This window comes from Streptomyces sp. NPDC088147 (genome assembly GCF_044741565.1).
GTDB lineage: Bacteria > Actinomycetota > Actinomycetes > Streptomycetales > Streptomycetaceae > Streptomyces.
The window spans coordinates 478,708-495,623 of the sequence record NZ_JBIUSY010000006.1; the positions used below are offsets into that span (position 1 = coordinate 478,708).

The following is a 16,916-nucleotide window of genomic DNA, read 5'->3' on the forward strand; positions in this document are numbered from 1 at the left end:
CCCGGCGGGCGCGGGTGACCGTGCCCGCCCGTGGGCAGAGCACCGGACACGCCCTACGCCGCCGTCATCCCGCCGTCCAGGACGAGAGCGGCTCCGTTGACGAATCGGCCGTCCGGGCCCGCGACGAAGGCGACCATGGCCGCGATCTCCTCCGGCGATCCCATCCGCCCGTCGAGCTGCCGTTCCGCCATCGCCTCACGCGCGGCGGCCGGGTCCGGGGCGTTCGCCAGGATCTTCCCGATCCACTCGGTCTCCACGGTGCCGGGGCAGATCGCCACGCAGCGAATTCCCTCGCGGGCGTGGTCCACGGCGATCGCGCGGGTGAGCCCGACCAGCCCGGCCTTGGACGCGCAGTACGCCGCGCGGCGGGCCATGCCGACCTGACCGGCCACCGAGGCGATGTTGACGATCACCCCGCTGCGGCGGTCGAGCATCAGCGGCAGCGTCGCCCGTGTGGTGAAGAAGGGCCCGGTGAGGTTCACCGTCAGGACGCGGTTCCAGTCCTCGTCGCTCGTCTCCAGCACGGTCGCGGCCACGCCGATACCGGCCACATTGACGAGCACCTGCGGGGGGCCGGCCGTCACGGCGATCTCCCGGGTCACCGCGCCGACCTCCAGCGGGTCGCACAGGTCCACGGTGAAAGGGTGCGCCTGCCCGCCGGCCTCCTCGATCCGCGCACACGTCGTGGCCAGGCCAACGGCGTCCAGGTCCAGCAACGCGACATGGTGGCCTTCGCGCGCGAGTCGCACGGCGGTGGCGCGCCCGATGCCGGAGGCGGCGCCGGTGACCACGGCGACGGCGCTCATGAGTACGCCGTCCCGGGCAGCGAGCCGTCCATGGCGTATCCGCCGTCGACGTCGAGGCAGGCGCCGGTGGTGTAGCGCGCCTCCTCGGACGCGAGATAGCAGATGGCCGACGCGACCCACTCCGGCGGCGCGATCTCCCGCAGCGGGATCTTCGCCGTCAGCGAGCTGACGATCTCCGGTGTGTAGAGGGGTTCGCTCATCCCGGTCCGGGTGGCGCCCGGACGGACGCAGTTCACGGTGACGCCGTGGGGAGCCAGTTCGGATGCCATCGTGCGAGTCATCGCCTCGATGCCGCCTTTGGTCGCCGTATAGGGCGCCGCGTTCGGCTCGGACACCACGGCGTGGACCGATGAGACGTTGACGATGCGGCCCGGCGTGCCGTGTTCCACCATGACGCGGGCGGCGGCCTGGCTCAGGAAGAACACGCCCGTCAGGTTCACCGCGACAACACGGTCCCAGTCGGCCCGGGTGACCTGGAGGAACGGCGCGATGCGCAGAATTCCGGCGACGTTGGCCAGCACGTCGACCCGCTGGAACTCCTCCCGCAGGTATGTCTCCAGCCGCTGTCCCGCGTCCGGGTCCGCGACGTCCAGGCCGACCAGCCGCAGACGTCCTGTCGGCTCGTCGGGCCATGGCCGGGTGTGCTTCAGGTCGACGGCGACGACCGTGGCGCCCTCGTCCAGGAGCCGGACCGCCGTCGCCCGGCCGATGCCGGAGTCGGCGCCGGTGACCACGGCGACCTTCCCGCTGAATCTCATGCGAGCACCTCTCGTGCGGAGTGGAAGAGGGCCGACGGCCGGCCCGGGGTGTCGGCGGTGCGCCGCAGCACCGATCCGGACAGGGGCCACTCGGCCAGCTGAGCCTCGGTGAGCCCGATCGACGCCGACGTGATGTACATGGTGCGAAGGCCTGGCCCGCCGAAGGCGACGCTCGTCGGGCGCGGGACCGGCACCGGCAGCTGCTCGGCGAGGGCGCCGTCGGGGGTGAAGCGGCTCACGTGGGCGCCGTCCCAGAAGGCACACCACACGTCGCCCTTCGCGTCCACCCGCAGCCCGTCGGGGATGCCCGGGAGCGATGAGGTGTCGACGAAGACCCGACGGCCCGTGGCCGCCCCGGACTCGGCGTCGAAGGCGTACCGGTGGATCACGTCGGCGCGGGAGTCCACGAAGTACATCCAGCGTCCGTCCGGCGACCAGTCGATGCCGTTGGGGCAGGAGAAGCCCTCGTCGACCACGGTGTAGGCGCCATTGGCGTCCAGCCGGTAGAGCCGGCCCACGGCACGGGCCTCACCGTCCTCCAGTGAACCGGTCCAGAACCGTCCCGCCGGGTCGACCGATCCGTCGTTGAAACGGCAGGCCGGGCGATCCGCCTCGGGATCGGCGAGGAGGGTACGGTCGCCCGTGCCGACGTCGAGCAGGTGCCAGCCGGTGCGCAGACCGGCCACGAGGACACGTGGATCGTCGGTGAGACCGAGGCAGCCGGTCTGTGCCCCGGCCTCGATCCGCCTCGGCCGGCCGGCGCCGGAGGTCTGGGCGAAGACGACCCCGGCGACGATATCCACCCAGTACAGCGTGTCCGTGCGCGCGTCCCACAGCGGCCCCTCGCCCAGGGTGGCCCGTCCGTTCCAGAACACTGAGGTCACACTACGGCTCCCCTCCGCCACGGCACGATCTCCTCGGTGCCGAATCCGAGCTCCTCGGACTTGCTGGGCTTTCCCGATGCCATGTCTATCAGGGCCTCGAACAGCAGGGTTCCGTGGCGGAGTTGATCGTCTCGCGACATGGCGGAGCCGGCGTCGAAGTCGATATCGCCGCGCATGCGTTCGTACAGCCGAGTCGTGGTGCTGATCTTGAGGCAGGGAGTGGGCCGCGATCCGAAGACGGAGCCCCGTCCGGTCGTGAACGCCAGCAGATTCGCCCCGCCCGCGACCATACCGGTCGCCGAGACCGGGTCGTATCCCGGGGTGTCCATGAAGGTGAGACCTGGTGCCGTGACCGGCTCGGCGTAGGCCACCACGTCGTTGAGCGGGCTCGTACCGCCCTTGAGGACCGCACCGAGCGACTTCTCCCAGATGGTGGTGATGCCGCCGGCCCGATTGCCCACGGACGGGTTGTTGTCCAGCTCCGCGTCGTTGCGCGCCGTGTACGCCTGCCACCAGGCGATCAGTTCGTCGATACGGCGGCCGACCGCAGGTGTGACGGCCCGCCTGCGCAGCAGGTGTTCGGCGCCGTAGATCTCGGGGGTCTCGCCGAGGACGACCCGGCCACCGGCGGCGACCAGAAGATCGGCCGCCACTCCGAGGGCCGGGTTGGCGGTCAGGCCCGAGTACGCGTCGCTCCCGCCGCACTGAAGCCCCGGCGCGCCGGGCACAGCCGGCCGGGACCGCTCCGGCACCGGGCGGTGGATCCGGCCGAGCCCTGCCATTCGCCACACGGATCGGCGCGTTCCGAAATACGCGATCGACGCGCTCGGGAAGCGCCGCTACGTTCATGTCCACGTTGTCAACGGCGCGTTGCCGCCCCCGTAGGGCCCGCGTCCGGCCATTCTCGCGCGCCAAGCCGGAGAGGAAGCCATGCCACGCTCCCACCCCATCGCACCCCCGCCTGCCCGCACCCGTCTCAGTCGCCGCGTCGTCACCTGGATGCTGGCCGCACTGGCCGTGCTGATCCTGGTGCCGCTCAAGACGGTGTCCGACGCGTCACCGGCCGCCGCCGACGCCAGGCTCGCCCCCGGCCAGTTCCAGGGCGTGCACTGGTCCCGCCTCGGAGACAACTTCACCTTCGACCGGCTCGTGCTGCAGGGGCTGTCGCCGAACGACGACTACAACTCCGCCAGGAACAAGGCCGACGGGATGTTCGCCGCGTTCCAGAGCACCCTGGGCGCCAACACCGTCCGGCTGCCGATGAACCCCGCCACCGCGAGCTGGAACACGTACAACGCCGTCATCGACGCCGCGACCGCCAAGGGCTTCAAGGTCGTCCTGTCCTACTGGTCGGAGGACGGCAGCAACAAGATCACGGACAGCTATCTGCCCACCTGGAACCGGATGTGGGACACGGTCATGGCCAGATACCTGTCCAACCCCCTGATCTACTTCGACCCGATGAACGAGCCCGTCGGTTTCACCACCGCCGAGTGGCTGAACTTCGCCGCCAATTGGGTCACCCGCGCGAGTGCGGCCGGTCTCCCGAGGGACCGGATGTTCATCGAGGGCGCCCAGATCGACGGCGGCGGCTGGGGCTCCGACCTCAGGCCGCTGTGCAACGACTCCCGCTTCAACGGGGTCTACCTCGCGATGCACCGCTACGCCTTTCCCTATGAGGCGCGGAGCTACGAGTACTGGGTCAACGACATCAAGACCCTCATGGGCAACTGCACCGACCGCACCGTCATCGAGGAGTTCGGCGCCGACGCCGACAACGGCATCGACTACGACGCCACCCCCAGCGCCACGACCCCCAAGGAAGTCGCGTTCCTGCGCGCCATCACGGACGTCATCCACGACTACGGCCTGGGCGCGATCTGGTGTCACGGAATCGGCGGCAGGACCACGAGCCCGGACCACGACTCGCTGAACATCCTCAGGCTCTTCAGCGCGTTCGACGGCGGCACCCAGAATCTGCCGCTGTGGGAGCCGAACCCCACGGCCGTCAACCGCCTCCTCCACGCCTTCGGCAAGCCCCGTGCGAGCACGACCCGGCTGCGCAACGTCGGCTACGACGCGTGCCTCGATATCCCCGGCGCGTCCCACGCCAACGATGTCCGGCTCCAGGTCTCGGCCTGCGGGAACGCCGACAACCAGCGATGGACCCGAACGTCCAACGGTCGGATCAGCGTCTACGACGGGACGAAATGCCTGGACGCCTTCGGCTTCGGCAAGACCAACGGCACCCCCGTCGTCAGCCATGACTGCACGGGCAACTCCAACCAGCGGTGGTACTTCTTCTCCGACGGGACGGTCCGCGGGGCCGACTCCCGCCTCTGCCTGGACGCCGACCTGGCCGGCCGCCAGAACGTCCAGCTCTGGGCCTGCGGGAACGGCAACAACCAGAAATGGCGGCTCCTCTAGCGGGACGCCGTCCGGACACGCGTGGCCGGTCACGGACGACATGAGCCGTGACCGGCAGCACGCCACCGCCCACCGTGACGGGAACTTCGGCGGACCGTGCGCCCCGACTCCGGGCACGTCGCCTTCGGCGGCTCGACCGCCACCGCGCGGGCGGGGTGACCGTCGCGACGAACGATCGGCACGCGTGACGGGCCGAGTGAACTCAGCTGACCATGATCGGCCCGGCGGTGGCGATGCACTTGGTCTGGTCGGCGGCCACGGCCGCGCAGCCGTTGCCCGGGGTGGCCGTGTAGCCGGCCGGGGTGAAGATGATGACGTTGCTGTTCAGACCCCACGCGCCCGGGGGCACATTGACCCTGCCGACGGTCTCGGCGATCGTGCCGGTGATGTCGTAGGTGCTGCCCGGGTAGTAGGAGATGTCACTGCCCCACACGTACGAGTGGCTGACGCCGTACATCCGCACGACAACGCCGCACACGACAACGGACCGCCAGGAGAGCTGATGCGGCTGGGTGGGCGGGTGTCCGATGCCGTTGGGCGTGGTGACCTCACAGGTGTACGACCCACCGCTCACGTTGTTGGTGAAGGTGACGATCGCGTTGCCCTCGGCGGCCGTCGCCGAGGGAGCCGCCGCGGAGGACACACGCTCGGCCGGCTCGGCGGCCCGAGCCGAGCCGGAGCCGGCCACGAGAGATGACGCGGCGACGCCCAACGCGGCCACGGCCGTGCCTATCGTGCGGTGAATCGAGTGGGGGAACACGGACATACCGACCCTTCGTTGGCGCGAAATCGCAGGCGTAGTTCCGGTGGTTCGGCCGCCCGCTGTCGACGGCCAGAGAAATGGTGGCTTCCGGCGGGCAAGCGGGTCAAGGGTTTGAACGTTCCAACCGGCCATTCGAACGTTCCAAACGACCGTCATAACCGGTCCTACGACGCAACTCCCCTCAAAGGTAAGGGTGTTCGTGCGGCCTCTTGAACACACCAGGGGCGTGCGCCGCGTCCCCATGAGGCGCACGCCTGCGGAATCCACCGCCAGATCGACAGTGCCCCGCCACGGATCGGGATCCGAGCGGGGCACTGCCTGCGGTCAGGTCAGAACGCGGGCTGATCACCCAGGTCGACGATCCGCAGATCGGCGACGCGGACGGTGTACCAGACCTCCTGGACGCCCCCGCCCGTCCAGGACTCGGTCAACCGGACGGAGGCGAAGCCGGCTTCCTGCTTGACCTGGTGGGCCGACCACTTCGCCGGGACGTTCTGCGCGCGGAACACCGGATCGGCGTCGTTCTGCTGGGCCCACGCGTCCAGCCGGAGGTTCAGGTACGGGGAGAGGAACCGCTCGCGGACGGCCAGGGGGTCCTCACTGCCCTGCCCGAGCACGGCGCGGCGGTACGCCTTGAGGAAGGTGTCCACGTGGCTGGTGGCAGGCGTGGCCGCCGGCGCCTCCGCCCGGGAGGTCGCGGGTGCGGCGGCGAACTCGGTGGTGGCCTGAGCGGGGGCGGTGGCCAGACCGCCCAACGCCAGCAGGACGACGGTCGCGGTCATGACGGTGCGCATGGCACGGGTGCGAATCATGGGGAAATTGGATCACTGACGGCTATCGAGTTCTATCGGCGAAATGGGTGCCTTTCGCTTCCACCCCGTCATCTTTGATGATCTGTCAGATTTGTTGTCCTCGGCGCCGGGGGGCGAGGCCCTTGGCGCGACCGCGCGCCGCGTACGCGGTGATCACGCCGGGCCCGGCCGCGGTCGCGGGTCCGTCCCGGGGCCGGGAGCGGCGGCGCGCAGTGCGGACCACTGCACAACGGCGAAGCCGGCGACGGTCAGCGCCTGCACCGGGATCCAGACGGCGCCGGCCGTGGTCGGGTCGAGCCAGAACGACAGCGCGGCGATGCTGAGGACGGCCCACAGCAGATTCGAGTCGACGACGATCTTCACGGGAAGCCGCGGCGGCCGGCGACGGGTCGCGAGGAAACCGACTCCGGCCCCGAACAGAGCGAGAAAGACGCCCAGCCCGAGCAGGACGGTGTCGTCGACTCCGAGCAGCCGGCCGAGCGGTCCGGACGCCGCGACATACGCCAGTCCGTTGACGCCGGTGATGACAGCGTCGAGGGCGAGGAACCGGCGCAGCATCGTCTGCGGCTCGGTGGTGCGGGCGATGCCGGCGAGCAGAGTTGCGGACATGACGGATCAGCCTCCATCGAGGTCGTACGGGGTGGCCGGAACCGGTCCCCGGAGGGAGCGCGCCGTCCGGGTTCCGGTACCGCAAGAGTGCCGGGCGAGGCGGGGGGCGTCGATTACGCGCGAGGTAATGGGCTCGTCGTCCAGCGCGTCGGCCGAAGCCTCGGCTCCGCGTCGCTGCCCCGCCGCCCGGCGAATCCGCCACGAGGCGCGTGAGGGAGGTCCATGTCCGCTCCCGTGCGTCCGACGCGCCGGTGAGCGCCTTGGCCGGTGGACCCGTGCGGCTTCGGGACCTGGGCCGATGACCCCACGTATCCTCTTCCTCGTGCCAGCCTCACCCCTGCGTCGCGTCGCCGTTCTCGTGCTCGAAGGTGCGAAGCCGCTCGATGTCGGTATTCCCGCGCAGGTGTTCACGACCCGCGCGAGCATGCCGTACGAGGTGCGGGTGTGCGGCGCGGCGCCCGGTCTCGTGGCGGGCGGCGACGGCCTGTCGTACTACGTCGCCCACGGCCTCGACGCACTCGCGTGGGCCGACATCGTCTTCGTTCCCGGCTACCGGCATCCGGACCGTGAGGACCCGCCGCGGGCCGTCGTCGACGCGCTGATCGCCGCCCACCGTCGGGGCGCGCGGCTCGCCGCCATCTCCACGGGCGCCTTCGCGCTCGCCGCCACGGGCCTGCTCGACGGCAGGCGCGCCACGACGCACTGGCATTACACACGGGCACTCGCGGCGAAGCGTCCGCTCGTCCAGGTCGACGCGAACGTTCTGTTCGTCGACGAAGGCAGCGTGCTGACGTCGGCCGGCGCCGCCTCGGGCATCGACCTGTGCCTGCACATCCTGCGCGGTGATCTGGGGGTGTCCGCGTCGAACCACGCGGCCCGGCGCCTGGTGGCGGCCCCCTACCGCAGCGGCGGTCAGGCACAGTACGTGCCGCGCAGTGTGCCCGAGTCGCTCGGCGAGCGGTTCGCCGCCACCCGGGAGTGGGCACTGCACCGGCTCGGCGAGCCCCTCACCCTCGAAGTGCTCGCCCGGCACGCGGCGGTGTCGCCGCGCACGTTCTCGCGGCGCTTCGTCGAGGACACGGGGTACACCCCGATGCAGTGGGTCATGCGTGCCCGCATCGACATGGCCCGTGAGCTGCTGGAGCGTTCACAGCGGGGCATCGAGCAGATCGCCGCCGACGTCGGTCTCGGCACCGGTGCGAATCTGCGGCTGCACTTCCAGCGCATTCTCGACACCACGCCGAGTGAGTACCGCCGCACCTTCGCCCAGGGGCGGTAGCCCGCCGGCACCGCGTGGCGTGATCCTTTTGGACCGTGGCGACCACGCCGCTGTCACCGGCGGACGCCGCGCGAGAACCTGAGGGCGAACCCGAAGGGACACCATCCATGACTCGCATCGCCATCAACGGATTCGGCCGCATCGGACGCAACGTGCTGCGCGCGCTGCTCGAACGCGACAGCGACCTGGAGGTCGTCGCCGTCAACGACCTCACGGAGCCCGCCACCCTCGCGCGGCTGCTCGCCTTCGACACGACGGCGGGGCGGCTCGGCCGCCCGGTGACGGTCGACGGGGACGCCCTCGTCGTCGACGGCCGTCGCATCACCGTGCTCGCCGAACGCGAACCGGCGCGGCTGCCGTGGGCCGGGCTCGGCGTCGACATCGTGCTCGAGGCGACGGGCCGTTTCACCTCGGCCAAGGCCGCCCGCGCCCACCTCGACGCGGGCGCGAAAAGGGTCCTCATCAGCGCGCCGGCGGACGGCGCCGATGTCACACTCGCGTTCGGGGTCAACACCGACGCGTACGACCCGGCCGTGCACACGATCGTCTCGAACGCCTCGTGCACGACCAACGCGCTCGCGCCGCTGGCCGCGGTGCTCGACGGTCTCGCCGGCATCGAGCACGGCTTCATGACGACGGTGCACGCCTACACGCAGGAGCAGAACCTCCAGGACGGTCCGCACCGCGACGCCCGCCGTGCGCGCGCGGCCGCTGTCAACATCGTGCCGACCACGACGGGCGCCGCCAAGGCGATCGGCCTCGTGCTGCCGAACCTCGACGGCAAGCTGTCGGGCGACTCGATCCGCGTGCCGGTTCCGGTGGGATCGATCGTCGAGCTCAATACGACCGTCGCCCGGGACGTGACGCGCGAGGATGTGCTGGCGGCGTACCGCACCGCCGCCGAGGGGCCGCTCGCGGGCGTACTCGAGTACTCGGACGACCCGCTCGTGTCGTCCGACATCACGGGCAATCCGGCCTCGTCGATCTTCGACTCGGCTCTCACCCGCGTCGACGGCCGCCACATCAAGGTGGTCGCCTGGTACGACAACGAGTGGGGCTTCTCGAACCGCGTGATCGATACGCTCGAACTGCTCGCCGCCGGCTGACCGGACACCGGGGCGCCCGGCCTCACACCTCTTGACGGACTCCGCGATCCGCAGGGCCGCCCCACCGGATTCCTCCGGTGGGGCGGGCCGTTTCCCGTCGTCCTCTACCTGACGAGCCGTACGGCGTCGGCGACGACGTATCCGTCGGCCGCGTCGGAGAGTCCCACGGTGGCTTGCCGGCCGGCCGTGAACGAGTAGGTGCCCAACGACACCCACCGCCCGCCGCGTTCACGCTGGTCGACGCGCACGGTGGTGGAGCCGTCGGCGTGATCGACGACGTAGGGCGCGTTGGAGGCACGGTTGGCGTGTGCCGCGTACCAGACGGACACGTCGTACCTCCCGCTCACCGGTACGTCCAGCCGCCAGCGCACGACCGAACTCCCGGTACCCGAGGGATGGGTGCGGTAGTTCGGGCCGTAATACCCGGCGGTGCCCGTGGCGTTGTTCCACGTGCCCGAGACCACTTCGTAGTGCGAGGCGTCGTCGTTGTCGGCGACGAGCCCGTGGTACGTGGTGCGTACGGCGTCGGCGACGACGTATCCGTCGGCCGCGTCGGAGAGTTCGACCGTGCCCCCGCCGCCGGCGGTGAACGGGTAGCTGCCCAGTGAGACCCACTGGCCGCCGCGTTCACGCTGGTCGACGCGCACGGTGGTGGAGCCCTGGGCGTGGTGGACGACGTAGGGCGCGTTGGAGGCACGGTTGGCGTGTGCCGCGTACCAGACGGACACGTCGTACGTCCCGTCGGCCGGTACGTCCAGCCGCCAGCGCACGACCGAACTCCCGGTACCCGAGGGATGGGTCCGGTAGTTCGGGCCGTAGTACCCGGCGGTGCCGGACGCGTTGTTCCACTCGCCGGAGACCGTTTCGTACGCGGTCGAGTCGTTGTCCGCGACGGCGCCCCGGTAGGCGAGGCGGATGGCGTCGGCGGCGACGAGCCCGTCGGCGGCGTCGGAGAGTTCGACCGTGCCCCCGCCGCCGGCGGTGAACGCGAAATCACCGAGCCGTACCCAACGTCCGCCGCCGGACCGCTGGTCCACCTCGACCGTCTCCTGGCCTTCGGCGTGGCGGATCACATAGGAGGCGTCGGACGCGCGGCCCGTGCCGGGCGCGTACCAGGCGGAGACCTCGTACACACCGCTCATCGGCACGTCCGGCCGGAACCGTACTCTGGCGCCGCCGGTCCCCGCGGCGTGCGTGCGGTGGCTCTGCCCGTACTCCCCGGGGGCCTTCTCCACTCTGGTCCAGGTGCCCGACACCGTTTCGAAGCCGGCGGCGGAGTCATTGTCCGCGACCGCCTTCGGGGTGTCCGCGGGATGTCCGCCCGAGGTCAGGAACAACTGGTCGGCGGTGATGACGCTGCCGCCGCCCCGCCCCTGGCCGGCCAGCGTGAACCGGATCGAGTGCCGCCCGGCCGTCAGCTCAGCCGTGCCCAGCCGGTAGAGCTGATAGCCCTCGCCCACCGTCATGGTCGGGTCGACAAGCCCCTGACCGAGTGCTGTGCCGTCGACGCTCGCGCGTATCTGTCCCCGGTCGGCTCCGCGGTGCAGCCGGACCGCCACCTCGTAGGTGCCCGCCGCCGCGACGTCGAACGGGGCCTCGACGTAACGGCCCACCGCCGGAGCCGGGTAGCGCAGTGTCCTGCCGTCCCGCGCGTTGGCGTCGGACACGATCGGCGCCGCCGCACCCGTATCGGTGCGGGCTTCCGTGGTGGCCAGTTCGTACGTCTGCTGGGAGAGCCCGGGACCGGTGGTGAGGCTGTCCCGCCCCTGGGTCAGCCACGCGAGGTCGAACCGGGCGACCGAGATCCGCTCGGGAAAGCCCGCGTCGGCGCCGTCCCGGCCGTAGACCAGCAGGATCGTGCCGTCCGACAGCCGGGCGAGGTCGGAGTAGTAGGACATGCCCGGGTTGATCACCCGGCTGTACCGGTAGCTCGCCCCTCCGTCGTACGAGACCGAGACGGTCATGTTCTCCCGGGCCGACGCGTCCGGCCCGCTGAACAGCACCCGGTCGACCGGGCCGCGACTGTACTGGAGCACGCTCGCGTCCACCGAGACGAACTGTCCGGTCGAGCCGTCGATCGCGGGCGCGGACCAGCTCGTACCCCGGTCCGTGCTGGTCGCGGTGATGCGGTAACGGGTGCCGCCCGAGCCCCACCGGCCGTTGAGGACCACCGACCCGTCGGCGCGTTCGTGGACACGGCTCTCATTGACCGGGTACGCGACGGACAGCGGTACCGCGGCGCTTCGCCGCCAGGAACCGGGATCGCCGTGGGCGTCGCTGTACAGCATCTCGATGCCGTAATTGCGGTCCGGGTCGGGGGCGCGGTGCTGGACGGGCATCAGCAGCCGGCCGTTCCGGAGCTGTATGCCGTGTCCGGGGACCGGGCTGTTGAGCGTCCAGCCGTGCGGGTTCGACGCGAACAACGGGGTCAAGTCCTCGGCCGCCGACCAACTGGCCCCGGCGTCGTCGCTTCGCTTGACGAAAACGGCTCCGCCGGATCCCTTGTAGAACAGGCAGACCCGGCCCGTCTGTTCATCGACCACCGGCGTGGGGTTGCCCCAGCTCTGGCCCGTCTGCCTCGGAACCACGGGCACGCCGGCCGACCAGTTGCGCCCTCCGTCCACACTGCGGCGAACCAGGAGATCCTTCTCCCCGCCGTCGCCCACGGCGAACCGGCCCTCGGTGAACGTCAGCACCACATCGTCGGGCAAGGCCTGCCCGTCCCCGGCGGGCGGCACGATTCCCGCGGGCACGACCGCCAGACCCTGTACATGGAAGCTGGCGTACGCGTCGTCGTCCGTCGAGTCCCATAGCTCGGACTCGGCGAACGCGCCCGGATCGGCGGACGAGCCCGTATCGGCGACCGCGTCGGCAGAGGCCGCGACCGCGGACACGCCCCGCCCCGCGGACCCGGCCCCTGTCGTTCCGCTCTCCGCCGCCGTCGCCACCGGGGCCGCCAGGGCCACCGATACGAACAGACTCATCCCCATTACTCGAAGCATCGTTCTTCGGAACCGGCGCTTCATTCCTTGCCCCCTCGCGAAATAACGCCCATCGCCGACGCGCTCCCGCCCGCCGCCATGAGCGTCCCCACCCGACCGGAAGGTGCCGAGCCGCCTCTGATTATGTCGAGCGTCCGAGGGCCCGCCGACGGTAGTCCCCGGGCGGGATGGCACAGGCGTCGCGGTGGGCGACGTGATTGCCCCGCGGCCGGTCCGGACGAGTGGGCGCGCCTTGAGGCCGGGGGGAACCTGGGGGCATGACGCCCGCTTGATAAAGTGCCTCAAATCCAGGCATAACGGGCATTTTTCTGGTCTGGGCTCATGCCCTCCCTGCGCCGGAAGATGCGGAAGACGGGAGCGGATCGTGAGCGACGCAGTGGGAGCCTCCGCCGAGAACACCTATGACGTCATCGTCATCGGTGCGGGACCTGTCGGGCAGACCGCCGTTGAACGGGTGCGCGCCGGTGGGCTGAGTGTGGCCGTGGTGGAGAAGGAACTGGTCGGCGGCGAGTGTTCGTACTGGGCGTGCATTCCCAGCAAGGCACTGCTGCGGCCCGTCATCGCCCTCGCGGATGCCCGTCGGGTCGACGGTGCGCGCGAGGCGGTCGGTGGCTCGCTCGACGCGCGCGGGGTGTTCGGCCGCCGCGACCGTGCCGTGTCGAGCTGGGACGACGGCGGACAGGCGGACCTGCTGGCGGGCATGGGCGCCGAACTGGTGCGCGGACACGCGCGGCTGACCGGGCCGCGCCAGGTCACCGTCACCCCCTCCGAGGGCCCGCCCGTCACCCTCACAGCCCGGCACGCCGTGGCGGTGGCCACCGGCAGCGACGCCGTACTGCCCGAGCTTCCCGGTATCGCCGAGGCCCGGCCCTGGACCAACCGTGAGGCCACCGACTCCAGCACCGTGCCCGAGCGGCTCGCCATCGTCGGCGCCGGAGGTGTCGGGGTGGAGATGGCCAGCGCCTGGCAGGGCCTGGGGTCCGCGGTCACCCTGCTGGTCCGCGGCTCCGGCCTGCTCCCCCGCATGGAGCCCTTCGTCGGCGACGTGGTCGCGAAGGGGCTCACGGAGGCCGGAGTGGACGTGCGCGTCCATGTCTCCGTCACCGGGCTGAGACGTCCCGGCGGGAGCGGACCGGTCACCCTGACACTGAGCGACGGCGGCCAACTGGAGGCCGACGAGGTGCTGTTCGCGACCGGCAGGTCCCCGCGCACCGATGACATCGGCCTGGAGACGGTGGGTCTCACCCCCGGGGACTGGCTGGAGACGGACGAGACCTGCCGGGTACGGGCCGTCGAGGGCGACTGGCTGTACGCGATGGGCGATGTCAACCACCATGCGCTCCTCACCCATCAGGGCAAGTACCAGGCCCGTATCGCGGGCGATGCCATCAGTGCCCGCGCCAACGGGCAGTCGCTGGACACGGAGCCCTGGGGCGCCCACGCCACCACCGCCGACGTCCACGCGGTGCCGCAGATCTTCTTCTCCGACCCGGAGGCGGCGGCCGTCGGTCTCTCCGCCGCGCAGGCCGGGCAGGCCGGGCACCGGGTGCGGGTCGTCGATGTCGACCTCGGCGCCGTCCCCGGGGCGTATCTGTACGCCGACGGGTACCAGGGACGGGCCCGTATGGTCGTCGATCTGGACCACGGTCATCTGCTCGGTGTGACCTTCGTCGGTCCGGGCGTCGGCGAGCTGCTCCACTCGGCCACCGTCGCCGTCTCCGGCCGGATCCCCGTCGAACGGCTCTGGCACGCCGTCCCCTGCTTCCCCTCGATCAGCGAGGTCTGGCTGCACCTGATGAAGGCGTACCGAGGCTGAGCGGCCCGGCCACGGACGTATGGAGAGAACCCGCGTGCCCGCGCGGCTGCGCACAGGAGTCCGGCTCTTCGTCCTGTCCGCCGCCGCGCTCGTGGTGGTGGGGGCCGTCGGCCGGACGCTGGAGTGGGTGCTGCTCACCACGACCCTCGGCCCCACGGCGTACATCCTGCTCGCGCACCCGCACACGGAGGCCGCCCAGGTCCGCAGCTCCGTCCTCGGACACACCTGTGCCACCGCCTCCGGGCTGCTCTGCCTGGCCGTCTTCGGCCTGTGGCGGTATCCGTCCATCGCCGAGCAGCGGACGGACACCTGGCGGCAGATCGGCGCCCAGGCCCTGGCGGTGGGACTGACGCTCTTTCTGCTCGTCCTGCTGAACGCCCATCATCCGCCGGCCGCGGCCACGGCCCTGCTCATCACCTCGGGGATCGCCCGGCCGGGACCGCCGCTGTACGGCATGCTCACGGGCCTCGCCCTGCTGATCACCGCGGCGGCGCTGCTGTCCCGTCTGCCGTTTCCCACGAGGGGGCGGGGAGCGACTCGCGGGTAGGCGGGGCTCCTCCTGGCCACCGGCGTGCACACCGGCGTCGGCTTCGTGGTCCCCACCGGAACGCCCGGTCCAGGCCATCGGCCCGGCGAGGGTGTCACGGACGGAGCGGGCGGCGACTGCGGCAACCCGTGGGCCGGGGCCTACGCGCCGCTGCTCCTGGCGCGGGTGAAGAACTCGATCTCGGCTATCGAGACCTGCTTGTCGGTGCCGACGTTGAATGCCGAGCGTATGACGAACCGTACGCTGATGACGTTCTGCGCCCGGAACTTCCGCTGCTGAGGGCCGCTGACCTGGTCGAGTGTGATCTGGCGCGTGGTCTTCTTGCCGTCGGACGTCGTGATGACCGCGTCCATCCGGTACGGCAGCGCGGCCTCGGTCAGATCGGGCGCCTTGGTGGAGATGCCGGACGTGATGAGGATGTCCAGCAGACGGGTGGGTTCCTCGAAGCGCGCCTCGACCCACTCGCCCTCGGCGCTCCCCGAGATGCCGGGACCCCACCAGCTGTTGCTGACCTTGTCGAAGATCAGCTTCGGCGGGTGGCTGCCGAAGGAGCGGGACGCCGCGGCGGAGTCCGGCGTGATCTGGGCCCGCTTCGAGAAGTGGTCGCGCGCCGCGTTCCACGCCGTACCCACGTTGAACACCGCGTAGATCACCAGCCCGAGCGCGAGGCCGTAAGCGATCCAGCCGAAGACGCGGCCGATGCCCCGGCGCGTCCTCGGACGGTCGCCCGCCCATGGCGTCGGGCCGTTACCGAAGTCCCATATCCGGCGCCACCAGGGGCGCGGGGCTTCCGTGACACCGAGGCGCTGCGCGAGGGACATGCCGCAGCGTCGGCAGAAGTGCCGGCCGGGGCGGTTGCCGACCGCGCACCAGGGACACGGGGGGCCGGTCTCGTCGGCGGGTTCGCCACCGGGGGCCTGGATCCGGGGGCGGGCGGCGGCGGGCATGCCCGGGAAGACCGGGGCGACTTCCGGTACGGGTGCGGCGCGCTGGTCGGCGACCGGTACGAGCAGGGCCCTGGCCCGCGCGCTCGCGTCCGGGTCCGGGGCCGGGCTCGCGGCGGGGGTCACCGGCATGGTGGGCAGGGTGTCGTCGTCCTCGGACGGCACCGGAGGCGAATCGGCGCGTGCGGGCTCGCGAAAGGGCTCCTGTACGGGCTCGTGCGCGGAGTCGCGCTCGGGTTCGTGTATGGGTGTGCGCACCGGTCCGTATGCCGGCTCGCGCACCGGGTCCGCCCAGGCATCGGCATCCGCATCGGCCGGCGTACCCCTGCCCGCGCCCGAGCCGGGAGCGTCGGCGGCGCCCTGCCGACCGGCCGCACCCGCGTCCCGTGCCCGTGCGTCCGGGGTCCAGCTCAGTACCGCTCCGCAACCGTCGCAGAAGGACTGCCCCGGAGTGTACGGCGTGCCGCACTCGGCACAGTGGCGTGGCTTGTTCCCCGTGTCGCCCCCGCCCTCGGAGGGTGGCGTGGGGGAGGAAGCCTGCTGACTGGTCACCTGTCGGAAGTCCTTTCGGCGGCGGTCACCTGGACCGTGTAGGGCATGTGGGCGGGGCGAGACGCCGCTACGAGGCGCTCCAGCCGGTATTCGGCGGCGGGGCCGGGATCCGGCAGCCGTAGGGCGACGTGCAGGCGCGGGCGGCTCTCGCCGGGGACCGGGCCCAGGGGCCTGGCGTCCCAGGTGGCCGCGCCGCTCTCGGTGATCTCCGGCTCCACGCCGAAGGCGAGCCGTACCGCTTCGGACAGTCCGCGCCGGGTGCCGCGGAGGCGGTGCAGCCGTACGGCGGCGGTCAACGCGGCGCGCAGCGCGACCGTCGCCTCCGTGTCCTGCGGGTGGCCGGTGGCCGGTGCGGTGCGCGGGGAGTGCGCACCGTCGCGGCCCGCGGGTCCGTCGGCGCGTCCGGCCGCGTCGTGCCCCTCGGTCTCCGCGCCCACCCAGCCGGCGAGCCAGCGGATGAAGTCGACGGGCGCGAGCGACGGCATGAAGTAGGCGTCCAGGCAGTCGAGCACGTTGTGGAGCGGCGCGAAGACCTCGTCGATGCCCGCGACGAAGCGCTGGGCGAGATCGTCGTCGGCGAACACCGCGGGCAGCATGACGCCCAGCGGGGC

At 71.4% G+C, this 16,916-nt stretch carries 15 protein-coding genes; 5 read left to right on the plus strand and 10 right to left on the minus strand.

What is annotated here, in order from left to right; genetic code table 11:
• Nucleotides 1-53: 53 nt before the first annotated feature.
• Genes ACIOGX_RS22915 through ACIOGX_RS22930 form a run of 4 tightly spaced genes read right to left on the minus strand, consistent with a single transcriptional unit; the run spans nt 54 to nt 3,230 of the window.
• Entirely contained in the window at nt 54-806 is a 753-nt protein-coding gene (locus tag ACIOGX_RS22915) for an SDR family NAD(P)-dependent oxidoreductase (protein WP_401915706.1), read from the minus strand.
• The gene (locus ACIOGX_RS22920; RefSeq protein WP_356508062.1) at nt 803-1,564 is read right to left on the minus strand and encodes an SDR family oxidoreductase; all 762 of its coding nucleotides are present in this window, start codon (nt 1,562-1,564) and stop codon (nt 803-805) included. Before ACIOGX_RS22920 ends, ACIOGX_RS22915 begins: the two co-directional genes overlap by 4 nt.
• Entirely contained in the window at nt 1,561-2,448 is an 888-nt protein-coding gene (locus tag ACIOGX_RS22925) for an SMP-30/gluconolactonase/LRE family protein (RefSeq protein ID WP_401915709.1), read from the minus strand. Before ACIOGX_RS22925 ends, ACIOGX_RS22920 begins: the two co-directional genes overlap by 4 nt.
• On the minus strand, nt 2,445-3,230 hold the full coding sequence (locus ACIOGX_RS22930; RefSeq protein WP_401915712.1) for a hypothetical protein: 786 nt from the start codon (nt 3,228-3,230) through the stop codon (nt 2,445-2,447). The genes ACIOGX_RS22925 and ACIOGX_RS22930 overlap by 4 nt, the downstream gene beginning before the upstream one ends.
• A gap of 148 nt (nt 3,231-3,378) precedes the next feature.
• Here ACIOGX_RS22930 and ACIOGX_RS22935 point away from each other — a divergent pair, with 148 nt between their 5' ends.
• Entirely contained in the window at nt 3,379-4,875 is a 1,497-nt protein-coding gene (locus tag ACIOGX_RS22935) for a ricin-type beta-trefoil lectin domain protein (protein WP_401915715.1), read from the plus strand.
• Between the two features lie 202 nt (nt 4,876-5,077).
• Here the strand turns inward: ACIOGX_RS22935 and ACIOGX_RS22940 are convergent, their stop codons facing one another.
• From ACIOGX_RS22940 to ACIOGX_RS22950, 3 genes are all read right to left on the minus strand, one after another.
• The gene (locus ACIOGX_RS22940; protein WP_384774738.1) at nt 5,078-5,641 is read right to left on the minus strand and encodes a hypothetical protein; all 564 of its coding nucleotides are present in this window, start codon (nt 5,639-5,641) and stop codon (nt 5,078-5,080) included.
• A 326-nt stretch (nt 5,642-5,967) separates the two neighbouring features.
• A complete protein-coding gene (locus ACIOGX_RS22945; RefSeq protein WP_356508072.1) occupies nt 5,968-6,450 on the minus strand; it encodes a hypothetical protein in 483 nt (160 codons plus the stop codon).
• A 153-nt stretch (nt 6,451-6,603) separates the two neighbouring features.
• Nucleotides 6,604-7,059 carry a hypothetical protein gene (locus ACIOGX_RS22950; protein WP_401915718.1) on the minus strand — a complete coding sequence of 152 codons (456 nt, stop codon included), beginning with the start codon at nt 7,057-7,059 and terminating at the stop codon, nt 6,604-6,606.
• Between the two features lie 322 nt (nt 7,060-7,381).
• Here ACIOGX_RS22950 and ACIOGX_RS22955 point away from each other — a divergent pair, with 322 nt between their 5' ends.
• Both ACIOGX_RS22955 and gap read left to right on the plus strand, forming a co-directional pair.
• Nucleotides 7,382-8,338 carry a GlxA family transcriptional regulator gene (locus tag ACIOGX_RS22955; RefSeq protein ID WP_401761864.1) on the plus strand — a complete coding sequence of 319 codons (957 nt, stop codon included), beginning with the start codon at nt 7,382-7,384 and terminating at the stop codon, nt 8,336-8,338.
• Nucleotides 8,339-8,445: 107 nt separating this feature from the next.
• Nucleotides 8,446-9,444 carry a type I glyceraldehyde-3-phosphate dehydrogenase gene (gap, locus tag ACIOGX_RS22960; protein ID WP_401915722.1) on the plus strand — a complete coding sequence of 333 codons (999 nt, stop codon included), beginning with the start codon at nt 8,446-8,448 and terminating at the stop codon, nt 9,442-9,444.
• 104 nt (nt 9,445-9,548) lie between these two features.
• Here the strand turns inward: gap and ACIOGX_RS22965 are convergent, their stop codons facing one another.
• Nucleotides 9,549-12,428, minus strand: coding sequence for an exo-alpha-sialidase (locus ACIOGX_RS22965; protein ID WP_401915725.1), 2,880 nt, complete (start codon nt 12,426-12,428; stop codon nt 9,549-9,551).
• A 382-nt stretch (nt 12,429-12,810) separates the two neighbouring features.
• Between ACIOGX_RS22965 and ACIOGX_RS22970 the strand changes: the two genes are divergently transcribed.
• Nucleotides 12,811-14,262 (plus strand): dihydrolipoyl dehydrogenase family protein, encoded by a 1,452-nt coding sequence (locus tag ACIOGX_RS22970; protein ID WP_401915728.1) that lies wholly within the window; start codon nt 12,811-12,813, stop codon nt 14,260-14,262.
• A 19-nt stretch (nt 14,263-14,281) separates the two neighbouring features.
• The gene (locus tag ACIOGX_RS22975; RefSeq protein WP_356508084.1) at nt 14,282-14,809 is read left to right on the plus strand and encodes an HPP family protein; all 528 of its coding nucleotides are present in this window, start codon (nt 14,282-14,284) and stop codon (nt 14,807-14,809) included.
• Between the two features lie 140 nt (nt 14,810-14,949).
• Here ACIOGX_RS22975 and ACIOGX_RS22980 read toward each other — a convergent pair whose 3' ends face one another.
• Nucleotides 14,950-16,011 (minus strand): NADase-type glycan-binding domain-containing protein, encoded by a 1,062-nt coding sequence (locus tag ACIOGX_RS22980; RefSeq protein WP_401915731.1) that lies wholly within the window; start codon nt 16,009-16,011, stop codon nt 14,950-14,952.
• Nucleotides 16,012-16,301: 290 nt separating this feature from the next.
• Complete coding sequence (locus ACIOGX_RS22985) at nt 16,302-16,901, minus strand: phage tail protein (RefSeq protein WP_401915911.1); 600 nt, start codon at nt 16,899-16,901, stop codon at nt 16,302-16,304.
• Nucleotides 16,902-16,916: the final 15 nt, after the last annotated feature.